Source organism: Amycolatopsis sp. NPDC003861, assembly GCF_053605405.1.
The window spans coordinates 1-18,946 of record NZ_JBSGJD010000201.1 but is presented as its reverse complement, the minus strand read 5'-3'; the positions used below and the strand labels follow the sequence as shown (position 1 = coordinate 18,946).

Here is an 18,946-nt window from a genome sequence, read left to right as displayed (position 1 = left end):
GCCGCGATCACCGCGGCGGCCGGGCGTTCCGCCGCCGTGCGGGGCAGGACCAGGACGTCTTGGGCCGCGACCCGGGCGGTCACCTGCGCGCCGGGTGCGAGCCCGCCGGTCGGCGGCGGCGGGCAGACGGCTTCGAGCCGCAGGCCCGACCCGGTGGTGAGCTTGCACCGGATCGACGTCCCCTGGAAGACGGCGACGTCCACCGTGCATGCGAAGGTGTTCGTCCCCGGAGCCGGGTCGGCGGCGACACCGGTCACGATCTCGACGTCACCGGGCCGGATGCACACGCTCGACGGCCCGTCCGGCAGCATCCCGTCGGTGGCGAGCACGACGTCGGTGCCCTCGAGCTTGACGCACTGCGGCCCGGCCGCGGATTCGACGGGGAAGATGTTGCTCACGCCGAGGAACTCCGCGATCGACGCGCTCGCCGGTTCGCGGTAGATCTCCTCGGGCGTGCCGAGCTGGGTGATCCGCCCGTCCTGCATGATCGCGATCCGGTCGGCCAGCGCGAGCGCCTCCTGCTGGTCGTGGGTGACGTAGAGGCTGGTCAGCCCGCCTTCCTGCTGGATGCGGCGCAACTCGACGCGCAGCTCGTCGCGCAACCGGGCGTCCAGGTTGGACAGTGGCTCGTCCAGCAGCAGCACGCTCGGCCGCATCGCCATCGACCGGGCGAGCGCGACCCGCTGCATCTGGCCACCCGAGAGCTTGCTCGCGCCGCGGTCGGCCAGGTGCGCCAGGCCGACGACGTCGAGCACCTCCATCGCGCGCCGCCGCCGCTCCCCCGCCGCGACGCCCTGCATCCGCAGGGGGAAGGCGACGTTCTCGAGGACGGTCTTGTGCGGCCAGACCGCGTAGGACTGGAAGACCATCCCGACGTTGCGCTTGAACGGCGGGACGACCTTGCCGCGCGCGGCGTCGAAGACGGTGCGCTCGCCGATGGTGATGGTGCCACCGGTGGGTGACTCCAGCCCGGCGATGCACCGCATGGTGCTGGTCTTGCCGCAGCCGGACTGGCCGAGCAGGACCACCGACCGGCCGTCTTCGATGGTCAGGTCGAGCTTCTTGATGGCGCGGTGGTCGCCGTAGGCGAGTTCGAGTTCGTGAACACCAACCCTCATTGGATGGCTCCTCGCTGTGGTGGTCGGGAAAAGGGGCTTGCTCAGCCCGCGGTGACGAGCCCGGACCGGACTTGCGTGTCGGCGGCGTCGAGGAAGCCGAGGTCGTCGAACCGCCAGGCCGACGCGATCAGGTCGGCGGTGCCGGCGGCCCCGAGCACGGGTTCGCACAGGCCGCGCACCTTGTCTTCGAGCGCGACGTCGGACAGCGGGTTGGCCGGTTCGCCGTACGGGTGCTGGACGCGGTGCCGCAGGACCGTCCCGTCGGTCAGGGTGATCGTGACGTCCGCCGGGCGGCCGTTGCGGGGGTAGGCAGCATCCGCTTCGGCGTCGAGTTCGACCACGATCGCGTCCATCAGCTTGCCGACGGCCGGGTCGGACCGGCTTTCCTCGCCGAAGTCGGTGAGGGTGACCGCCCCGCGCCGCAGGGCGACCGCCACCGTGTACGGCAGGCTGAGCTGCGCCTCGAGGACGGTGTCGAGCTTCGTGCCGGCGTGGTTGACGGCGATGCCGAACGTCCCGATCCGCACACTCGTGATGGCGTCGGGGTCGAATGCGGGTGCGCGCCGCAGTTCCAGCGCGGCGTCGATGGCTCCGTGCAGGTGGCGGCAGCACGGGTAGGGCTTGACGTAGGTGTTCAGCAGCACCCAGTCCACGCCGAGCCCGGCCGAGACCCGCTCGGGCACCCAGTCGCCGCCGGCGAAGGCGGCGAAGTAGCCGTCGCGGCCTTCCAGCACGGTTCCCGGGCCGGTGAGCCCGGCCGCGGCGAGATCGGCCGACACGATGCCGTCGCGCGCGGCCTTGCCCGGGTGGAACCGCTTGACCTCGGCCGAGCCGTTGAGGAACTCGAACAGGCCGCCCGCGTGCGAACCGGCGATGCCGAGCGCGTTCGCGACCTCGTCGACGGGCTGGTCCTTGAGCACGCACACGGCGGCCGCGGCGCCGAAGACCCCGCCGACCGGCGTGTTGTGGAAACCGCGCTGCCGGGTCGCGGGGTGCCCGGCGGCCGCGATCCGGCACGCCAGCTCCATGCCCACGGCCGCGGCCCGCAGCACGCGCTCGGGTGCGGCGCCGCTCTGCTGCGCCACCGCGAAAACCGCGGGCAGGACCACCGACGTCGGGTGCATGCTGCCCGGCGTGTAGCCCTCGTCCGCCTCGATCCCGTGGCCGTTGGTCCCGTTCAGGACGGCCGCGCCGAGGACCGACGACCGGCCGTGCCCGATGGCCGTCGCCTCGCTGCCCGGGTAGGTCCGCGCGACGTGCGTGCCGACGGCGCGGGACACCGGGCCGACCGAGCTCGCCACCACTCCGGCCAGGTGGTCCAGCACCATCCGGCGGACGTGGTGGTCCAGCGCCTCGGGCAACGGCAGGCGGCCCTGCTCGGCGATCCACTCGGCCACCCGCCGCGTGAGTCCGGTCCGTGCGTCCATGCACCCTCCTGAGCTCGATCTTCAGCGCCGCGATGCGCTGCGTGCTGACCGTTCGCCGGAGACTACATACTCTATAGAGTGTTGTCTAGCGGTTCTGAGTGCGTCTTCTACCTGCGTAAACACTTTCCTATAGACTGTTGAGTGTCCGACCGACTAGTCTTCGGCGCTTGATGCGCACGACAGCAGGGGGATCCCATGACCGAGGGCGCGACGGCACCACCCCAGAGCCGGACGGCCTACGTGGCCGACCGGATCCGCCAGGACGTCGCTTCCGGTGAGCTGCGCCCGGGCGAGCTCATCAAGCAGACGGTGCTCGCCAAACGCTACGGCGTGAGCCCGACCCCCGTCCGGGAAGCCCTGCGGTTGCTCGAAGCGGACGGCGTGGTCACCTATTCCCCGCACCGTGGCGCCTCGGTGCGGGAGATGACGCCGGACAGCGCCCAGGACCTCTACCGGCTGCGCGCCGCCACCGAAGCGGTCGCCGCCGCGATGGCCGTGGAACGCATGACCCCGGCCGGCCTCGCCGCCGTCCAGGAGAAGTACGACCGGCTCGACGAAGCCGTCGGCTCCGGCACGGCCTCCGCCGCGGAACTCTCGGTACTCAACAAGGAGTTCCACTTCGCGCTGTACCAGCAGTCCTCTCCCCTGGTCCTGCAGTACGTCGAGGCACTGTGGGTGCGCTTCATCCCCTCCGCCACCATCTGGACCGAAGACCACGCCCATGCCCTGCAGCGCGATCACCGGCAGATCCTCGACGCCGTCATCCGCGGCGACGCGGCCAGGGCCGCGGAACTCACCAGCGACCACATCATGCACGCCGCGGCGATCCGCGAACAGGAACCGGACCTGCGCGCGGCCGGCGGCGACGAGCGCGAGGACTTTCCCGCGATCGCCCCGAACTGACACCCTTACAAGGGAAGGGGTTCGGCACGTCAGGACCTGCTGCCGGGCCGGGTCAAGCGAGCCGAGCGGCCGAAGCGATGCTGACGGCCGCGGCGGCCGACGTAAACGTGCAGACGTTTGCTGTACGACGAGCGTCGCGGCCTCCTGCCGAACCGTCTCACCCAGCTTCAATTCGGCGACGGCGAGCGGGTTGCCCCAGCTGAGACCGGTCGCAGTCGCCTCGACCGGAACCTCTGCGCCGGCGGAGCGGACGAAGCCGGTCAGCGTCTCCTTCACCGACCAGCAGGCCCTTCCCTTTTCCGGCCACGGCTCGGCGGGCGGCGGTGGCGTAGCGGTCGTGGACGGCATCGCGGCCAGGGTTCGTCAGGCCCTCTTATCGACTGTCGCGGCGAATGACCGGACCCCGCACCCATCACGACGTCCGCGGCACTCGGGAAGCAGGAGACGCACACTTCGCTGACCCGGTAGAACCAGGCGTCCCCGCCGCTCGACCAACGATCTCCCCCACCGCCATCGGGCGGCCGGTCTCGGCAAGCAGATCGAGGACCTGCACCCGCGTCGGGTCGGCGAGCGTCCGGAACCACTCGGCGTAGATTTTGGCGCGATGCGGTCCAGTACAGCACCCCCTCATCACTCACCGGCGATAGAACTACCGCAAGGAAGCTGCAGGCTGCACCCTGAGTGTCACTGAATAGGACGTTATACACCGCGCACTCTGCAAGCGGGGGGTTGCGTTGATCGAGCGAATGCTCCCGAGCTCACCGTCATACGTCCTCCGACGACGCATCCTGTCATCGTGATCTCGCATCGACCACTCGCAGAACCGGCGCCGCCTACAACCGGGACCGTGGACCTGCTCGCGCAATGGGTGGCCACCGACAAGCCCACCCGCACTTCTTCCCCATCCGACCACCGCGGCGGACTCCGGTTCGCCTTCTACGGCCGCACCTCGACCACCCGCCATCAAGACCGTGTGTCGTCGCAGGGCTGGCAACGCGACATGGCCAACGACCTCATCGCGAGCCACGGCCGGATCGTTGCCGCGTACTTCGACGCCGGCACCTCCCGCCGCGTCCCATGGACACAACGACCGCACGCTGCACGACTCATGGCCGAGATCGGCGCGCGAGACAAGACTATCGATGCAATCGTGGTCGGTGAGTACGAGCGCGCGTTCACCGGCTCGCAGTTCACCACCCTGTATACATGGTGCACCCGCCACGGCATCCAGTTGTGGCTGCCCGAAACCGGCGGGCCGGTCGACCTCGCCAACCGCGACCACCGCGCATTGATTGCACTTCTCGCCACCCAGTCGCAGCGTGAAGTACTCCGCGCCCGCCACCGGGTCCTGGCGGCGATGCACAACCAAGCCACCCAGCAAGGCCGCTACCTCGGCGGCCGACCACCCTACGGCTACCAACTCGTCGACGCCGGACCCCACCCCAACCCCGCCGACGCCCGCTGGGGCCGCCGACTCCAACGCCTCGCACCCGACCCACGAACCGCGCCGCACGTCGCCTGGATGTTCCGCCAACGTCTCGCCGGTCACAGCGTCGCCAGCATCGCCCGGCACCTCAACGAACGCGGCATCCCATGCCCGTCCAGCGCCGACCCGGACCGCAACCGCCACCACACCCGCGGCGCCTGGACACTGCGCACCGTCGCCGTGATCCTGGCGAACCCGCGCTACACCGGCCGCCAAACCTGGAACCGCCGCGCCACCGGCACCGACGGCCCAGCCGCGTCGCCGGCACTCTCTACCAAGACTGCGCATCCGCCGATCATCACGGAGCAGGATTTCGTCGACGCGCAGCAGATCCGGGCGGCGCACCCCGCCGGCGACGGCCAAACCCGCCGATTCGCGCTCGCCGGCCTGATCCACTGTGGCGTCTGCGACCGGCGGCTGGACTCGCACTGGAACCACGGGCGACCGACCTACCGTTGCCGCCACGGCCACACCAGCACCCAGCGAGTGGACCAGCCGCGGCCGAAGACGCTCTATATCCGCGAGGACCACCTGCTCGACGAGCTCAGCATCCGACTCGGAGAAAGAGGCAAGGACGGCCGCGCCACACCGGAGGTTGACCGAACACGGCACAAGCGCGTGGCAGCGGCGCTTCGCGATTCAGGAAAGATCATCGTCTATGACCACGCCGGATGGCGATTGCAGGAGATCGACTCGAGCTAGGCTACGATCACCCCAGCCTCAAGATCGCATTCCGCGATCCGTGGGGTAATACTGTGTCCGAGACTTGAACCCCCATACGTGGGATATCTCCCGTGTTTGGGGAGATCATGCGCTAATGGTAGCGCAGAGTCACGACCCTCGCATCTACCCTCCAGACGAAGCCGACTGGGGGGCAGCGCTGCACACCCGACGACGGTGCGAACTCTGACTCCGCGTGCAGTGGCCCCACCCGGTACTACGTCGTTATACAGACGCTGAGCACCTCGAGGCCCGCAACCGGGCTTCGGCCCGCCCGGCCATGCGCTCACGCATAAGTTGCCCGGCACTCACCCTCAGACCGCTGACTTTTTCGCGGTCTCCGTTTCAGCGCTGGCTTGGTGGCCGACTCGGGCTTGATCTCGGCAGGCGTGGCGCGAACGGTTTCGTACGCCTCGATCAGCTCACTTGACGGTCGGCCCCAAGGACTGCTCGCCAATCTGCAGCGTTGCGGTGCCCGCGCCAGCGCGGACCCCAGCACATAACGGATGTCGTCAGCCAGCGCAGCCGAGCTGCTGCACGCGGCGGGCCGCGCGGCGGCGCAGCCAGGTTGCGCCGCCGGCGGTGGCGCTGGTGCCCAGCACCCACCAGGGGCCGGTCGCTAGCGACAGCACGATGAGCAGCGCGAGTGGGATCCCAAGCAGCAGCAGGATCTTGCACATCGGGCGCCAGCCGCCGCCGCAGCCGTAGTGGGTGAGCAGGAAGATCCAGCGCCAGGCGGGTGGGTCATTCGAGGTGGCGCCGACCGGGAGAGAGTGGCCCTCCGGTGGATCGTCGGAGTTCATGTCGCTCAGTGCGTTCTCGGGCCTGCCGGCGTGCAAAATCGCCGTCGGCGAGATTCACCTGGACAATATTGGGTCTCGCGTTGCACGCGGGACTGCTGCCGGTGCACTCACCGGGGACGGGGTTGGTGTCAGCGAAGGAGGGCGCGGTGGTCTGGGGTGGCCGATGAGGAGTTCACCGCCTTCTTCGACCGGGACTTCGATCGGCTGGTGGGGTTCCTGTGCAAGTCCGGTTACGACCGGGAGATCGCCCGCGATGCCGCAGCGGAGGCCATGACTGAGCTGCTGCGGCAGTGGTCAGAGGTCGCCGCCCCGAAGGCATGGGTGCGCACGGTCAGTAGGAGGATTGCGTTCCGGTTGCTCGCCGAGGGCCCGCGCAGCGTGAAGGCGGCGATCGCCGGTTGCTGGTCGACCACCGACCTGGCCGATGATCAGCCGCGCGCCGTGGTGGAAGAACATCCAGCCGTCGTCGCGCTTCTGCGGCAGCTGCCCGACGCCCAGCGCGAAGTGATGGCTTGGTACCTGGACGGGTTCGACCCCGCGGAGATAGCCGTGATCACCGGGTCGACCCCCACGACCGTCCGGTCGAACTTGCGGCACGCGCGCGAGCGTATGAAGCATCTGCGCACCTCGCAGGCAGCAGGACAGATACCGGACACGACGAAGCCGCGGAGGAGGACTCGATGACCCAGGACGAGGAGTTCGACAACTGGCTGGCCGAGGCCGACGAGGACTTCGTGCAGTCGGTCAACGCCGACGTCGACCGCGCCGCGGTGCTCCACGCCGTGCAGCGGGCCGCGGCCGAGGGGCCTGGGGAGGCGCTGGATCAGGTAGTGAACCAGCATCAGCGGGGCCCGTCGGGCGCGGTGCGGGTCCGTGACGCGCGACCGCGGATACTGGGAGTGCACGCCGCGATTCAGACCGCCCAGCCCCAGTCCCCCGAGCACGCCCAGTCCGGGCCGGGTGAAGATGGGCTGCCGCTGTACGTGCCGCGCGATCTCGACGCCGACCTGCGCGCAAAGCTCACGCGAGCCCGTGAGCAGGGCGGGTTCGTCGTCCTGGTCGGGGACTCATCGGTCGGGAAGACCCGCGCCCTGTTCGAGGCGGTGCAGGCGGTGGTGCCGGACTGGTGGCTGCTGCACCCAAGCGACGCCGAGGCGCTGCAGGCATTCGCCGCGCTGCAGGCGTTCGCCGCCCAGCCGGCCGAGCGGACGGTGCTGTGGCTGGATGAGCTGCAGGACTACCTCGACCACCCCGCAGGCGTGCCAGCTGGCCAGGTCCGCGAGCTGATCGCAGCCGGCGTGGTGCTGGTCGCGACGTGCTGGCCTGACGAACACAGCAAGCGCACGGCGCTGCCCGAGAACGGCCGGCCGGACCCGTATGCCAACGATCGGCGCCTGCTCGACCTAGCCGAGGTGCTGCACGTGCCCGCCGCGTTCAACACCCACGAACGGCGCCGCGCCGAAAACCTCGCCGACATCGATCGCCGGCTCCGAGTCGCGCTTGACACCTCCGACGCCGGCCTCACACAAGTGATGGCCGGGGGGCTCGAACTGATTCGTCATTGGGAACTGGCGCCCGCCTACGCCAAGGCGGTCATCACCGCCGCGCTCGACGCCCGCCGAGTCGGCGCCCACGCTCCCCTCACCCGCGACTACCTCGACGCCGCCGCACCCGGATACCTGAACGAACGGGACGTGGCCACTGCACCGTCATGGTGGCTCGATGATGCGCTGAACTACGCCACCAGGCGGCTGTCCGGTGCCATCGCCGCGCTCACTCCCGTTCCCGTCGGCATGGGGACCATCGCCGGCTACCGGGTCGCCGACTACCTTAACCAGCACGCCCTACGGGTTCGCCGCATCGAGCCACTTCCCGACACCGCGTGGCAGGCATTGCTCCGCCACCATCACACCGACGACACCCCAGGCCTCGCCGACAACGCCGAACTCCGCGGCTGCGACCATGAAGCCCTTGCTCTATGCCAGGAACTCGCCGACCGCGGGGACGACTACGCCGCCCGCTGGTTGATTGACCTGCTGATCAAACAGGGGCAGGTCGATAACGCCATCCAGGTCCTGCGCCCCCAAGCCGAGAGCGGCGACGGGTATGCAACCATCCAGTTGGCGGATCTGCTCGCTGTACAGAGGCGGGTAGAGCACTTGGGAGTCACGCCGACAACGGCGACCGGTTCGCCGCCATCCAGGCAGCCGACGACAGTCAGTCGTGGTGAGCGTCCGGGGAGGGCAGCCCGGAGCTCGCGCTCGTGCTATTCGTCGTCCGTCCCCGTAGTCTTGGCCGTGGTTTCGCGATCATGAACTGCTGGGCGATACGTGGGGCGTCAGGTAGAGCGACTTTCAGATCGAACGTGGTGTCCATCGGCGGGTGGAGACGGCTGAGCGCGAACCTGCCGCACATCCGAACCTAGAATGCCAGGCGCAGCCGCCTGTGACGAGTCCCAGAATAAGCCCGCTCAAGCCTCAGCGTCCCTTGCTTATAACTCAATTCGCTAGCTTCAGGCTACAGGTGCCCAATTCAGGCCTCGGTGGCGCAGAAAAGCCCGGCGACACTCGAAGCGCCCTGCCGCCGGGCCGAGATTCCTGTACTGACGTTCTATCTAACTACCATCTCTACGGTCAGCATCCTGGTTTCGCCAACGAACGCCAAGTGCCGATGCCGCTGAAACCAGCAGCCCCGTAGTCAGGCCGATGACCCACTCATTGTGAGGCCCAATAAAAGCTATCAACCCAGCAATGATTATCAAACCGAGAATGGTGAATGCGCGCACCGGGGTAAGGCGTGGGTACCTGTCCTTAAGCGACATACGATTCCAATCTCGAAGCAAGCGCGACGACGCCATTGTACGGGTCATCGTCGCCAGCTCCACCGACGCCAGCCTTTCGCCGACTTAGACCAGTGTCCGCCGCGATAGAAGAGCCGTTTGCGGTAGACGACCCGCCCCTTAGCGTTCCTCAGGGTTCGACCGCTGGGCTTCGCCTGATTGGCGCCGATCCGCGCACGTCCAGCGCCGAGCGCTCCGCCTGCAGCGCCGAGGATAGTGGTGCGGATAGCACCGGCGGTGGACCAGTTCGGTGTACCGGCGTTCGCTGCGGCGTAACCGGCGAACGCTGCTACGCCCCCGACGATTGCGCCGCAGACAACGCTGACGCCACAGGCAATGGCGCCGACAATACCGCCGACGACCGCAGCTGTTTGCAGGATGGGGCGCCAGTTGTCGGCGACCCAGTTGGCAGCTTTGCTGAGGAAGGACCACCACTGTCCGTTGAGGTCGGTCTTGTTGATCGGGTCAGCGAGAACGTAGTCGTAGTCGTTCGCGGATCCGCCTTCGACCGGATCGACCGAAAGGAAGCGCCCGAGGAGGGGGTTGTAGGTCCGAGCGCCCATCTGAACGAGTTCGAGCGACCCGGCGTGCTCGTAGGGTCTCTGGTGTTGTCCGAGCCAGCCATTGTCCATCTGGCCGGGCTGGTTGTCGGGCACGGCGTCGGGGTCGACCGCGCCGCTTGGCGTGAGCGGCTGTCCGTATGGGGTGTACGTCCACAGGCCGCCGACCTGTTTGCCGGTGTTGTCGCAGGTGAGCGCGATGTTGCCGCGCACGTCCGGCAGGTCCCAGGTCGGCGCCGTGGTGCCGTCACCACCCCGAACGGTGTAGAGGACTCCGCCGGGCAGCGTCAGCGTGCGGGTCAACAGCCGCTTGTCAGTGGAGTAGGCGAGATCGGCGCTGTCTCCATCGGCGGTGTAGCCGTAAAGGACGTCAGTCGTGGTGTCACCCTGGGCTGCATTGCGCCGCACGATGCGGTCGGTTGCGTCTCGGACGTAGGCGATGTCCGCCGGGTCCGCACCGGTGGTGCGTGCGGTGAGGTTGCGGTCCGCGGCGTCAAAGCCCAGGTAGGTGCTGTTGGACCCGATCGTGTACTGCGTGGTGTTGCCGTGACTGTCGTAGCCGATACCGGTCAGGGCGGTCGCGCCAGTGGTGGCGAGGAGCCGGTCTGCGGAGTCGTAACAGTAGGTGGTCTCGGCGGTGCCCGAACTGGTTTGGTCGAGCAGCCGGACGCGGTTGGTGTTGGCGCCGGCATTGGCACGCGCACCCGTCGGGCACGTCGCCGCAGCCGACGAAGTGAAATCGTAGGTGTAGTGGTGGCCCGTGACGTAGGCCTCCGTCATCCGGCCGGCGAGATCGTAGATAAAGTTGGGGCCGCCCGGGCGCGCGTCGCTGCCTCCGAGTGACTCATCGAAGATGGTTCCCGCGCGGGTCCGGCTGACCTGGGCGATGATGGTCGCGTTGTCGCTGGTCTTCCAGGTCAAGGACGCCGTGTTGCCAGCGTTGTCCTTTCCGATCGAGGTAAGAGCAGCTCCGTTGGCATAGGTCACGGAGGCCGGTTCCCCGGCGTTGTCGTAGGTCGTTGTGGCGAGGACTGTGTTGTTCAATTTGGTGGTCAAGATACGGCCGGCGTCGTCGTTGACGTAGGTCGTGACCTGCGCGGGGTCGGCCGGATTGGGCGGGGTCACGGTCTCTTGGTAAATCCTGCCGGCGGCGTCGTAGGTGGTGTCTGTCCGCGTTCCCTGGACGTCGGTGTACGAAATGGTGCGGCCGAGGAGGTCGGTGCGAGTGGTGATCGTGCCGAACTGGTCCGACACGGAGCTCGTGAGCGGGTCGCCTCCGACGGCGTAGTTTCGGGTAGTGGTGCGTTCGCCTGCCGTGGAGTTGGCGGGCGTCTTGACGGAGGTGACCCGACTACGCGAGTCGTAGGTGGTGCAAGTCCAATCACCTGCGATCGACCTGGCGATGACGCGTCCGGATGCGTCGTAGACTTCTTCTTCGGTTCGGGCGGCGCCGGTAGCCGGCGCTGGGCCGGTGACAACCTTCGGCATGCCACCTTGGTTGACAGCAGGACTGCCGGTCACGCAGGGATTCGTGCGCGTTTCGGTGTCTCCGTAGTGCGCGGTGGTCGTGACCGCGCCGCTGGGCGCGGTACGACTGAGTTCTCGTAGGTAGCCGGTACCGGGGGTTTCGTGGTTGGTGTTGCTCGTCAGCTGGGTCGTACCACTGCCGGTTGTGGTTGTGGCCGCGAGTCCGTAGATCGGATCGAGGCCGTTCTGGCCGTACTGCGTCGTCGCGACCTTGTCAGGGACACCATCCGACTCGGACGTCGTGGTGGACGTGGTCAGTCCGTAGCGCGGGCGTAGCTGGGTACCGGGAACGGGCTGCTGGGTGCCGCTGGGTGTGGTCCAGTGCAGTTCCAGCTGGGAGGTGAGGTCGAACTCGTAGTAGTCGACGCGGATCCGTTTGGCCTGGCCGGCGTTGTCGGCGTGCACGACGCCTTGGCGCCACTTAGGGGTGGTGTTGATCCAGTCGTCGATGACGAGTTGGTCGTCGACCCAGACACGGACGCCGTCGTCGGCGAGCAGCCGCAGTGTGTAGTCACCGGCGGCGGGAAAGACGAGTTCGCCTGCCGCACGCAGCGAGAAGTGGTCTGCCGGGATTCCCGCGGTGGGCGCCGCGGCGTCCCAGTTCTTCACGAACGTGCCGTCCGCGGTACCTAGTCCGGTGGTGTAGGCCTTCGGCGCTCCGGAGAGCTGATCATTGTCGTACCAGGACACGGCAAGACCGTTGATGCCTTCGTCGTAGCCGGTCCGGGTGTGCGGCACGGTGGCGACGCAGGCGGCGGTCGGCGTCTGGCCGGTGAAGCAGGATGCCGGTGCGGGGCCGTAGGTGTCGGTGGGGCGGTCGGCGTAGTCGTAGGCCGTGGTCGACACTCGGCCTGCGGCGTCGGTCGAGGTCAGCTTCTGGTCCTTTGCGTTCCAGGTCTGGCCTGTCGTCTTCCCGGTGGCGTCGGTCGTGGTCATGAGGCGGTCGGCGTCGTCGTAGGTCGCCTTGGTGAAGAACCCGGTGGCCGGGGTGAGGCCGAGGACGTCGACGAAGGTCTGGCGGTTGGCTGGGTCGTAGCGGTATGCCCGGCCGGGGCGCGGCTGGCCGAGGGCGGGTGGGGGCGAGGTGACGCTGGTGGCCTTCGGCTTGACTGCGGTGTCGTAACCGACAGACGTAATCAGGTCGGCTGCGTTGGCCTGACGGTTGGCGGGGTCGGCGGCGATCCAGTCGTTCGCCAGACTGTTGCGGGTCGCGCCGAGCAGGCCCTGGGCGTTGTAGCCGTAGTCGGTGATCTCCGAGCCCGGGTCCTCGATGCGCCCGAGTTGGAGCGATCCTGTTCCGAAGTACCACAGACGGGTTTCAGTCCCGTCCCAGTAGGTGATGCGGCACAGCATCTGCGATGGTGGGAGCGTCGCGGCGCCGGGCGGCGGGGCGACACTGCCGTAGCAGTCATCCCCGGGACGGTTGTAGTGCAGGACATGGGAGCGCTGTGAGACGGGGTCTTTGATCTCCCGCAGCCGTGACGGTGTCCCGTCGTAGAGGTACTGCAGCGTCGCGGGTTTGCGGCCGTCGAGCACGCTGGTCTGGGTCTCGAGCTTGCCGTCGGCGCGGAAGATGTAGATCGCGCCGCCCTCGTTGAGGGCGATCTTGCCAGCGGTGTCGAGGGCGATGGTGCCGTCCTCGTTGTCCGGGGCTGTGTAGCCGCCGGTGCTCTTCTTGGACCAGGTGTGCTTGGCTCCCGAGGCGTCGGTCAGCACGATGTTCTGGTCGGTGACCTTGGCCTCGGTGTAACTCGAGCCATCACCATCGAGGTCGGCCGAAAGGGTCCAGCCCTGCGGCAGCACCGGCAGGTCGGAGGTGAACAACCAGTCGGCCGGGACGATCTGCGGAGCGACCGTGGTGTTGTCAGTGGTGCGGACGAACAACCGCATCTTCGCCGCACCCGTCGCCTCGGCGTTCTCCACCTTGATCGGCACCCGCTGCCCCGCAGTCAACGAGACATTGGTGGACTGGGTCCAGTTCAGGTCACTTGCGGTGTTGACCTCGTAGACCTTGGCGCCGTTGATCCACACAGTGCCGCCGTCGTCATGCACACCCGCGAACTGGTAGGTCCCGGTCACCGGGGCCTGGAAGAAGCCCTCCCAGCGCGCGACGAACCAGTCCGCCGGCAACGCCGGCGCAAAGGGCGAGTCAGTGCCCCAGTCGACGTTGACCTGCGGCTCGGTCCGCACCAGCACCGGCTGCTGCGCGTCGTTGATGATTCCGTTGTGCGACAGGTCGGCGAAGTAAGACGCCTTGAGCCCCTTGCTCTCCACCTGCTGCGAGTTGTAGGTGAAGCTCAGACCCGCATTGCCGCCGACCGTGGTGAACGACGGCGACCCCGCCGAGGTCGAGACATTGCCATTGGCCAGGTTGACACTTACCAGTCCCACGGTGTCCACCGGCGAGGGGCCGTGGTCACCGATCCGCTGGTCGATCTTGAAATGGCCCACCCATGTCGGGGTGATTGTGGTGGTCCCACTGTAGGTCATCGCCTGCCAGGTGTAGGCGACGCCGTCCTGCAGGATCCCGGCCGGGACCGTCCAGGTCGGCGTGGTCAGGCAGCCGGACTCGACCACGACGCCGGACTTGGCGTCGGCGCCGGTGGCGATGCGGAAGCAGTACTTGACCTGCTCGCCATCGGGGTCGGTGACCGGGTTGACCGCCAGGGTCGGGGTCAGCGACGTCGACACCGTGCCGTCTGCCGGACCGACCAGCGTCGTGGCCGGCGCGGGAGAGCCGGTGTCGACGGTGAGGGTGGCGTTGAGGTTCTTGTACGTCCACGTCCCGGGGTTCTCGGCGCCGATCATCATGAAGAACACCGAGCCGTCGCGGGCGTTGACGCGGTCACGGATGAACCCGGTCATGCCTTCGCCGACGAAACTCCCGACGTCACCGACCAGCGCACTGGTCATGTAGCCGCCGACGCCGTTGAAGTTGAACGCCGACGCGTGGTAGAGGTTTGCGTTCCACGTCTTCAGGGACCCGACGACGCTGGTGTTGCGGGTCAGGTCCATCCGCGCGCCGACCACGGTCTTGCCGAACAGCGGCGAGTAGTCCATGTGGAAGACGCTGCGGTTGTACGTGTCGCCCTTGGCCTGGCTGTTGCCGATCCGCAGACCGCAGGCGTCACAGTTCGTGCCGTCCGAACGGTAGGAGTGCGACTCGGTGACGCCGTAGGTGAAGGTCGGGTCGACGAACACCGGGTACACGCGCTTCGGGTCGCGCAGCCAGTTCGGGTCGACCGCGACGGTCAGCCACCAGTCCGTGCCCGCCTTCTCCAGGGTGTAGACGCCGCCCGTCATCGCCGGCGCAGTCTCGCCGTTACCCGCGGAGTCCCAGGTCTCGATCGGCGGCAGCACGATCTTCGCCGCGCCGCTCTTGTCGGCCAGGGTGACGGCCCCGCTGCGCTCCAGCTTCGGCGTCAGGTCACCGGTGGTGAGCTTGAACTTCCACGACGAGCGGCCGTCGGCCGGCGGGCGCTTGAGCTTGATGGTCTCCTTTACGGCGCCCGGGGTAACTTCGTAGTCGAGGTCGGTTCCGGCGGCGACCTCCGGGTAGGTGACCGAGTCCCCCTTCACCGCGGCAGTCGCCGGGGCGGCCTGGTCGAGCGCCAGGCCCGCGGTGTGGCCGCCGGACTCGACCTGCAGCACCGCGGCGGCGTCGGCCTTGGTGGCCAGTGACGGGCTCAGCGGGTGGTGGTCGGCGTCGGCGCGCCTGGTCGCCGGGTCGGTGGCCAAGGTCGTCTGGACCGGCTGCCACTGGCCGTGCTCGTCTTGCACGTTCAGGGGCTGGTTCGACTGCCGCACCGAGTGCGTGCCGTCGGCGTTGACGTACTCGGTGACGAACATCGACCGCGACACCGGCGTCGACCGCTGCGGGTCAAAGTGGGTGCCAGCGCCACCGTCCAACCGGCTCTGAGCTGCGAAATCCGCATTCGACGGCGCCTGCGGCACAGCGGGCGCCGTTGCAGCCGACGAAAGCAACCCGACGTCGCGCGGATCGATCGGCTTCGGCGCTTCCGCCACGCGCGGTGGCGCAGCAATCGCTTCAGTGCTGCCGACAAGCAGCGTCACAGTCAGAGCAAGCACGATCGCTCTGACCCAGCGGACCAGATGGACAGGACGCGACAACCGCAGCACGGCCAGTTCCTCCCCCGGCGACCTGGCATCCGCCATGGCCACCCCCAATGACCCACGGAGCACCACGCCGCCGCGAGATTATGCCGGACGCTCCGCGCAGATGATGCCCAGTTCGTCCAGGGTCGGGAATTCCCATCCCTCGCCCGCACCAAGCATCGGCGGGACCTCACACCGTCGTTACACCATCGAGTGAGACGAATCACACAGTTGCCAACCGATCACTGACCCGGTAACGGCCCCGGTTGCCACCGTCTGCCAGCGAAGGCTCACCGGCTACAATCGCCGCCGGTCTTGCCGTCGCCGGACCACATATCGCCCTTCGGCAGGAGATCGATGCCTCAGCCCGCGCTCGACGCTCCGGACGTCCCCGCACCGATCCCGCGCACGACCGCGAAGGTCCGCCGCGACGGCGCGCCTCGGCTCGGCCTCGCGGCGCTCTGGGTCTTCGCGGCCGTTCCCGCCGCTCTGGCGCTGCTGGCCGCGGTACGCGCGCCGAAGATGCACGTGCTGCTCGACTACTGGCACGTCTTCGCAAAGATCACCGACGACAACGGCCACCTCCTGGTCGGCCAGGTCTTCACCTACCACCTCGACCAGCCGTTCGTCGTGCCGTCCCTGCTGTTCTACGCCGACGCCGCGTGGTTCGGCGGGGACAACCGCGTCCTAACCGTCCTGACTGTCGCCCTGCTCGCCGTCTCGGTGTTCGCGCTCAGCACGATGCTGCCGCGGCAGCTGAACCCGACGACACGAGTGGCATTGATCGCGGCCATGTCCTGGCTGCTGTTCAGCTCCCACGCCACCGAACTGTGGCTGCAGAGCACGAACGGGATCAGCTGGGTTCCCGCGATCATGTTCTGCACGATCGCCATCGCCTGCGCGCACCACGGTCGCCGGGTCGGCGCGTACACAGCTGCTGCGCTGGGCTGCCTGAGTTTCGGTGCCGCACTGCCGATCTGGTTCGTGATCGCCGGAATCGCCTGGCTGCGCAGGGAATCGCGGCTCCGCGTCCTGCTCCCCGCGGCGGCCGGGCTGGTGGTCTTCGTCGTCTGGTGGCTCACCAAACCCGCCGGAACCCAGTCCGGGGCGACGGACGCCTTCGACCCGGACGGACGGCTTTCCGTCGCCGCCGCCGCGGTTGGTGGCCTGTGGTCGGTGGACATCGCCGTTCTCGCGGTGATCGCCGGAGGCTTCACCATCGCTCTGCTCGCGCTGCTGCTGCGCCGAACGACCACCGACCGGCCAGCGGCCGACGCCGGCTGGGCGGGCGTGGCTTGCTACGCCTTCGCACTGGCCCTGATGCTCGCGCTCGGCCGCACCACGGCCAACGTCCCCGGCGGGAACGTCGGGCTGATCAGCCGGTACGTCCTGCTCGCCGCACTGGCCACCACCGCGGTACTCGTCCTGGTCACCTTGCACCGTCCACAGTGGCCGAAGCGGTACCTCGTCGTGACGGTCGTCGCACTGTCCCTGGTCACCCACGCCATCGGCGGCGGGAAGGCCGACGAAGTCCGTCGCAGTTATGCCCCGCTCAGCCTGGCCGCGATCGCCTTGCGCGTCGACGCCCCCGCCGCCCTCGATGCCCTGCACATCCAGCGGGCCGCCGGACCGGCAGCGCGAGCATTGGGTGCCTACCCATTCAACGACAACTTCACGCTCGGCTGCCACGGCCCCGAACTCGGCAGCCACCTCGACCTGACCACTGCGCAACCGCAGTCAGCCAAGGCAGCCGGAGCACTCGACGCTCCGGCCACCGATGTCGGCGGCATCATCACCGGCTGGGCCGTCGTCAACGGAGCACGGCCAGACTGCGTCCTCATCACCGACCAGACCGGCACGGTCACCGGCGGCGGCATCACGGGCCTACCCCTCACCGTCGCACAGACTACGAAGGCCGCACCCGGCGCGACGGCGTGGGACGCCACAAGCGGCCCAACCAACGGACCAGTCACCGTGCTCGCCGTCCACGGCGGACGCCTATACCGCATCAACTGAATTCCCATTAGCATGGCCACCCGGACACGTCGTTCCGCAAATTCCTCGGCTATGCGGGGAACCGGGCAATTCTCCGCCCACTTCCCTTCCTCGGCCCCTATGGGTTCGAGTCTCAAGCGCTCACATCACAATCGCCATCGAATAGCCGGGCGCCAAGCGGCAGCTGGAGCCGTACGAATGCCTGCCCGCTGCGGTCGACCTGTGCCGGCCCGCGGTCAGCCGAACAGTTGGTCACTACAACACCGAGATCACAGGTGCTACCGACTCATCGGACGATATCGGTCCTCGACCGGCCGCAGTCGAGGTCGTCAGGATCGCTTCCAGCCACACCCGCTCGGATTTCGTCAGGGGCAACGCCGCGGCCTCGAGCCGAATCAGTGGTGCGCCAGCACAATGCCCAACGACCACCTGCACGACCTCTCAGCCGGCCGTCGCCGCCCTATTTCTGACTTTCGAGAATCCGGCGCTCGTCGGACACCGTGCAACCGTCGGGCAGTGGGTGGAAGATGTAGTTTCCCTCCACGTCGGGAGCGGTATGAGCGATTTTCCTGCCGCACTCGGCCGAAGCCACGACGGCTTTGATCGTGTAGACCTTGCGTTTGTCCCCCGGATCGCCGATAGGCTGGTCCAGCATGACGAAGCTGACGTCATTGCGGTTCGCGACCGGCTGAGGTCCGCTGTTCTGGTCGTACACCAGGTAGAAGTTTCCGTCGTAGGCGTCGTAGTCGAACAGCCACACCGACTCACCCGGGCGCAGGGCGCAAACACGTCCCGTGACCTTCACTCCGGCCACTCCGTCGATCTCGGCGCCGTCTTCGGGCTCGGTGAGCGTCACCGCGCGATCACACGCCGGACGGATCGGAGTCGGCGAGGTGCTCGCCGGATCGAGTGGCGGCGCCGAAGGCGAGGCGGAAGGCGCCGTTTTGTTGATCATGGCCGCAACGATGGTACCCACGAGCCCGATCAACGCCACCAGCACAGCACTGAGTAGAGCGATCCACGCCTTGCTCATGCCGAACCACCTCCACCCGCTTTACCTCGGCGTCTTCCGGCCTCGGTCTCTGCCACACAGTCGTGGCGATCCGCCGCAGGGTTACGCCGCGGAGCATGTCAGTTCCGGGCGGCGGGGACCCGAGGCTCCGGGAGTGGTCGCTCAGGCACACCGACGAGAAGGCGATGCATCGTGGCGAAGTACGGCGGTGCCGCCGAGCGCTCCGTGCCTGCAGCTACCGCGGCGCAACGGCGGCCCGGAACAGATCGCCACCAGCCCGACGGCTACCTGATGAGCCTCCGGTCGCACGTGGAACCTCATGACCATCGGCAATTGGGGGGGGGGGGGGGGCGGCGGGGGCGGGGGGGGGGGGGGCGGGGGCGCGCCGGGGGGAGGGGCGGGCTTTACGAGAGAGGAGGGTAGCCGGGTGGTCAGCTGGC

General features: G+C 68.1%; 10 protein-coding genes. 5 read left to right on the top strand and 5 right to left on the bottom strand.

Annotation, left to right across the window (positions count from 1 at the left end; all coding sequences use genetic code 11):
* Together ACWEVN_RS35660 and ACWEVN_RS35655 are read right to left on the bottom strand one after the other, a co-directional pair.
* Positions 1-1,118: ABC transporter ATP-binding protein (locus ACWEVN_RS35660; protein ID WP_449683799.1), on the bottom strand; the 1,118-nt coding region annotated here is incomplete at its 3' end.
* A gap of 41 nt (positions 1,119-1,159) precedes the next feature.
* Entirely contained in the window at positions 1,160-2,545 is a 1,386-nt protein-coding gene (locus ACWEVN_RS35655; protein WP_452054209.1) for an MmgE/PrpD family protein, read from the bottom strand.
* A gap of 195 nt (positions 2,546-2,740) precedes the next feature.
* On the opposite strand from ACWEVN_RS35655, the gene ACWEVN_RS35650 reads away from it, so the two are divergent.
* Positions 2,741-3,448, top strand: a complete 708-nt coding sequence (locus ACWEVN_RS35650; protein ID WP_452054208.1) for a GntR family transcriptional regulator — start codon at positions 2,741-2,743, stop codon at positions 3,446-3,448.
* A gap of 847 nt (positions 3,449-4,295) precedes the next feature.
* Positions 4,296-5,636, top strand: a complete 1,341-nt coding sequence (locus ACWEVN_RS35645; protein ID WP_452054207.1) for a recombinase family protein — start codon at positions 4,296-4,298, stop codon at positions 5,634-5,636.
* 530 nt (positions 5,637-6,166) lie between these two features.
* Here the strand turns inward: ACWEVN_RS35645 and ACWEVN_RS35640 are convergent.
* Positions 6,167-6,457 carry a hypothetical protein gene (locus tag ACWEVN_RS35640; protein WP_449679072.1) on the bottom strand — a complete coding sequence of 97 codons (291 nt, stop codon included), beginning with the start codon at positions 6,455-6,457 and terminating at the stop codon, positions 6,167-6,169.
* A 156-nt stretch (positions 6,458-6,613) separates the two neighbouring features.
* Between ACWEVN_RS35640 and ACWEVN_RS35635 the strand changes: the two genes are divergently transcribed.
* Together ACWEVN_RS35635 and ACWEVN_RS35630 are read left to right on the top strand one after the other, a co-directional pair.
* The gene (locus ACWEVN_RS35635) at positions 6,614-7,141 is read left to right on the top strand and encodes an RNA polymerase sigma factor (RefSeq protein WP_449679071.1); all 528 of its coding nucleotides are present in this window, start codon (positions 6,614-6,616) and stop codon (positions 7,139-7,141) included.
* Positions 7,138-8,772, top strand: a complete 1,635-nt coding sequence (locus tag ACWEVN_RS35630) for a hypothetical protein (protein WP_452054206.1) — start codon at positions 7,138-7,140, stop codon at positions 8,770-8,772. Before ACWEVN_RS35635 ends, ACWEVN_RS35630 begins: the two co-directional genes overlap by 4 nt.
* A 550-nt stretch (positions 8,773-9,322) precedes the next feature.
* Here ACWEVN_RS35630 and ACWEVN_RS35625 read toward each other — a convergent pair.
* Positions 9,323-15,559 (bottom strand): PA14 domain-containing protein, encoded by a 6,237-nt coding sequence (locus ACWEVN_RS35625; protein ID WP_452054205.1) that lies wholly within the window; start codon positions 15,557-15,559, stop codon positions 9,323-9,325.
* Positions 15,560-15,856: 297 nt separating this feature from the next.
* Between ACWEVN_RS35625 and ACWEVN_RS35620 the strand changes: the two genes are divergently transcribed.
* Positions 15,857-17,515: a DUF2079 domain-containing protein gene (locus ACWEVN_RS35620; protein WP_452054204.1), complete on the top strand. Its 1,659-nt coding sequence runs from the start codon at positions 15,857-15,859 to the stop codon at positions 17,513-17,515.
* Between the two features lie 439 nt (positions 17,516-17,954).
* Here the strand turns inward: ACWEVN_RS35620 and ACWEVN_RS35615 are convergent, their stop codons facing one another.
* Positions 17,955-18,527: a hypothetical protein gene (locus tag ACWEVN_RS35615; protein WP_452054203.1), complete on the bottom strand. Its 573-nt coding sequence runs from the start codon at positions 18,525-18,527 to the stop codon at positions 17,955-17,957.
* Between the last annotated feature and the right edge of the window lie 419 nt (positions 18,528-18,946).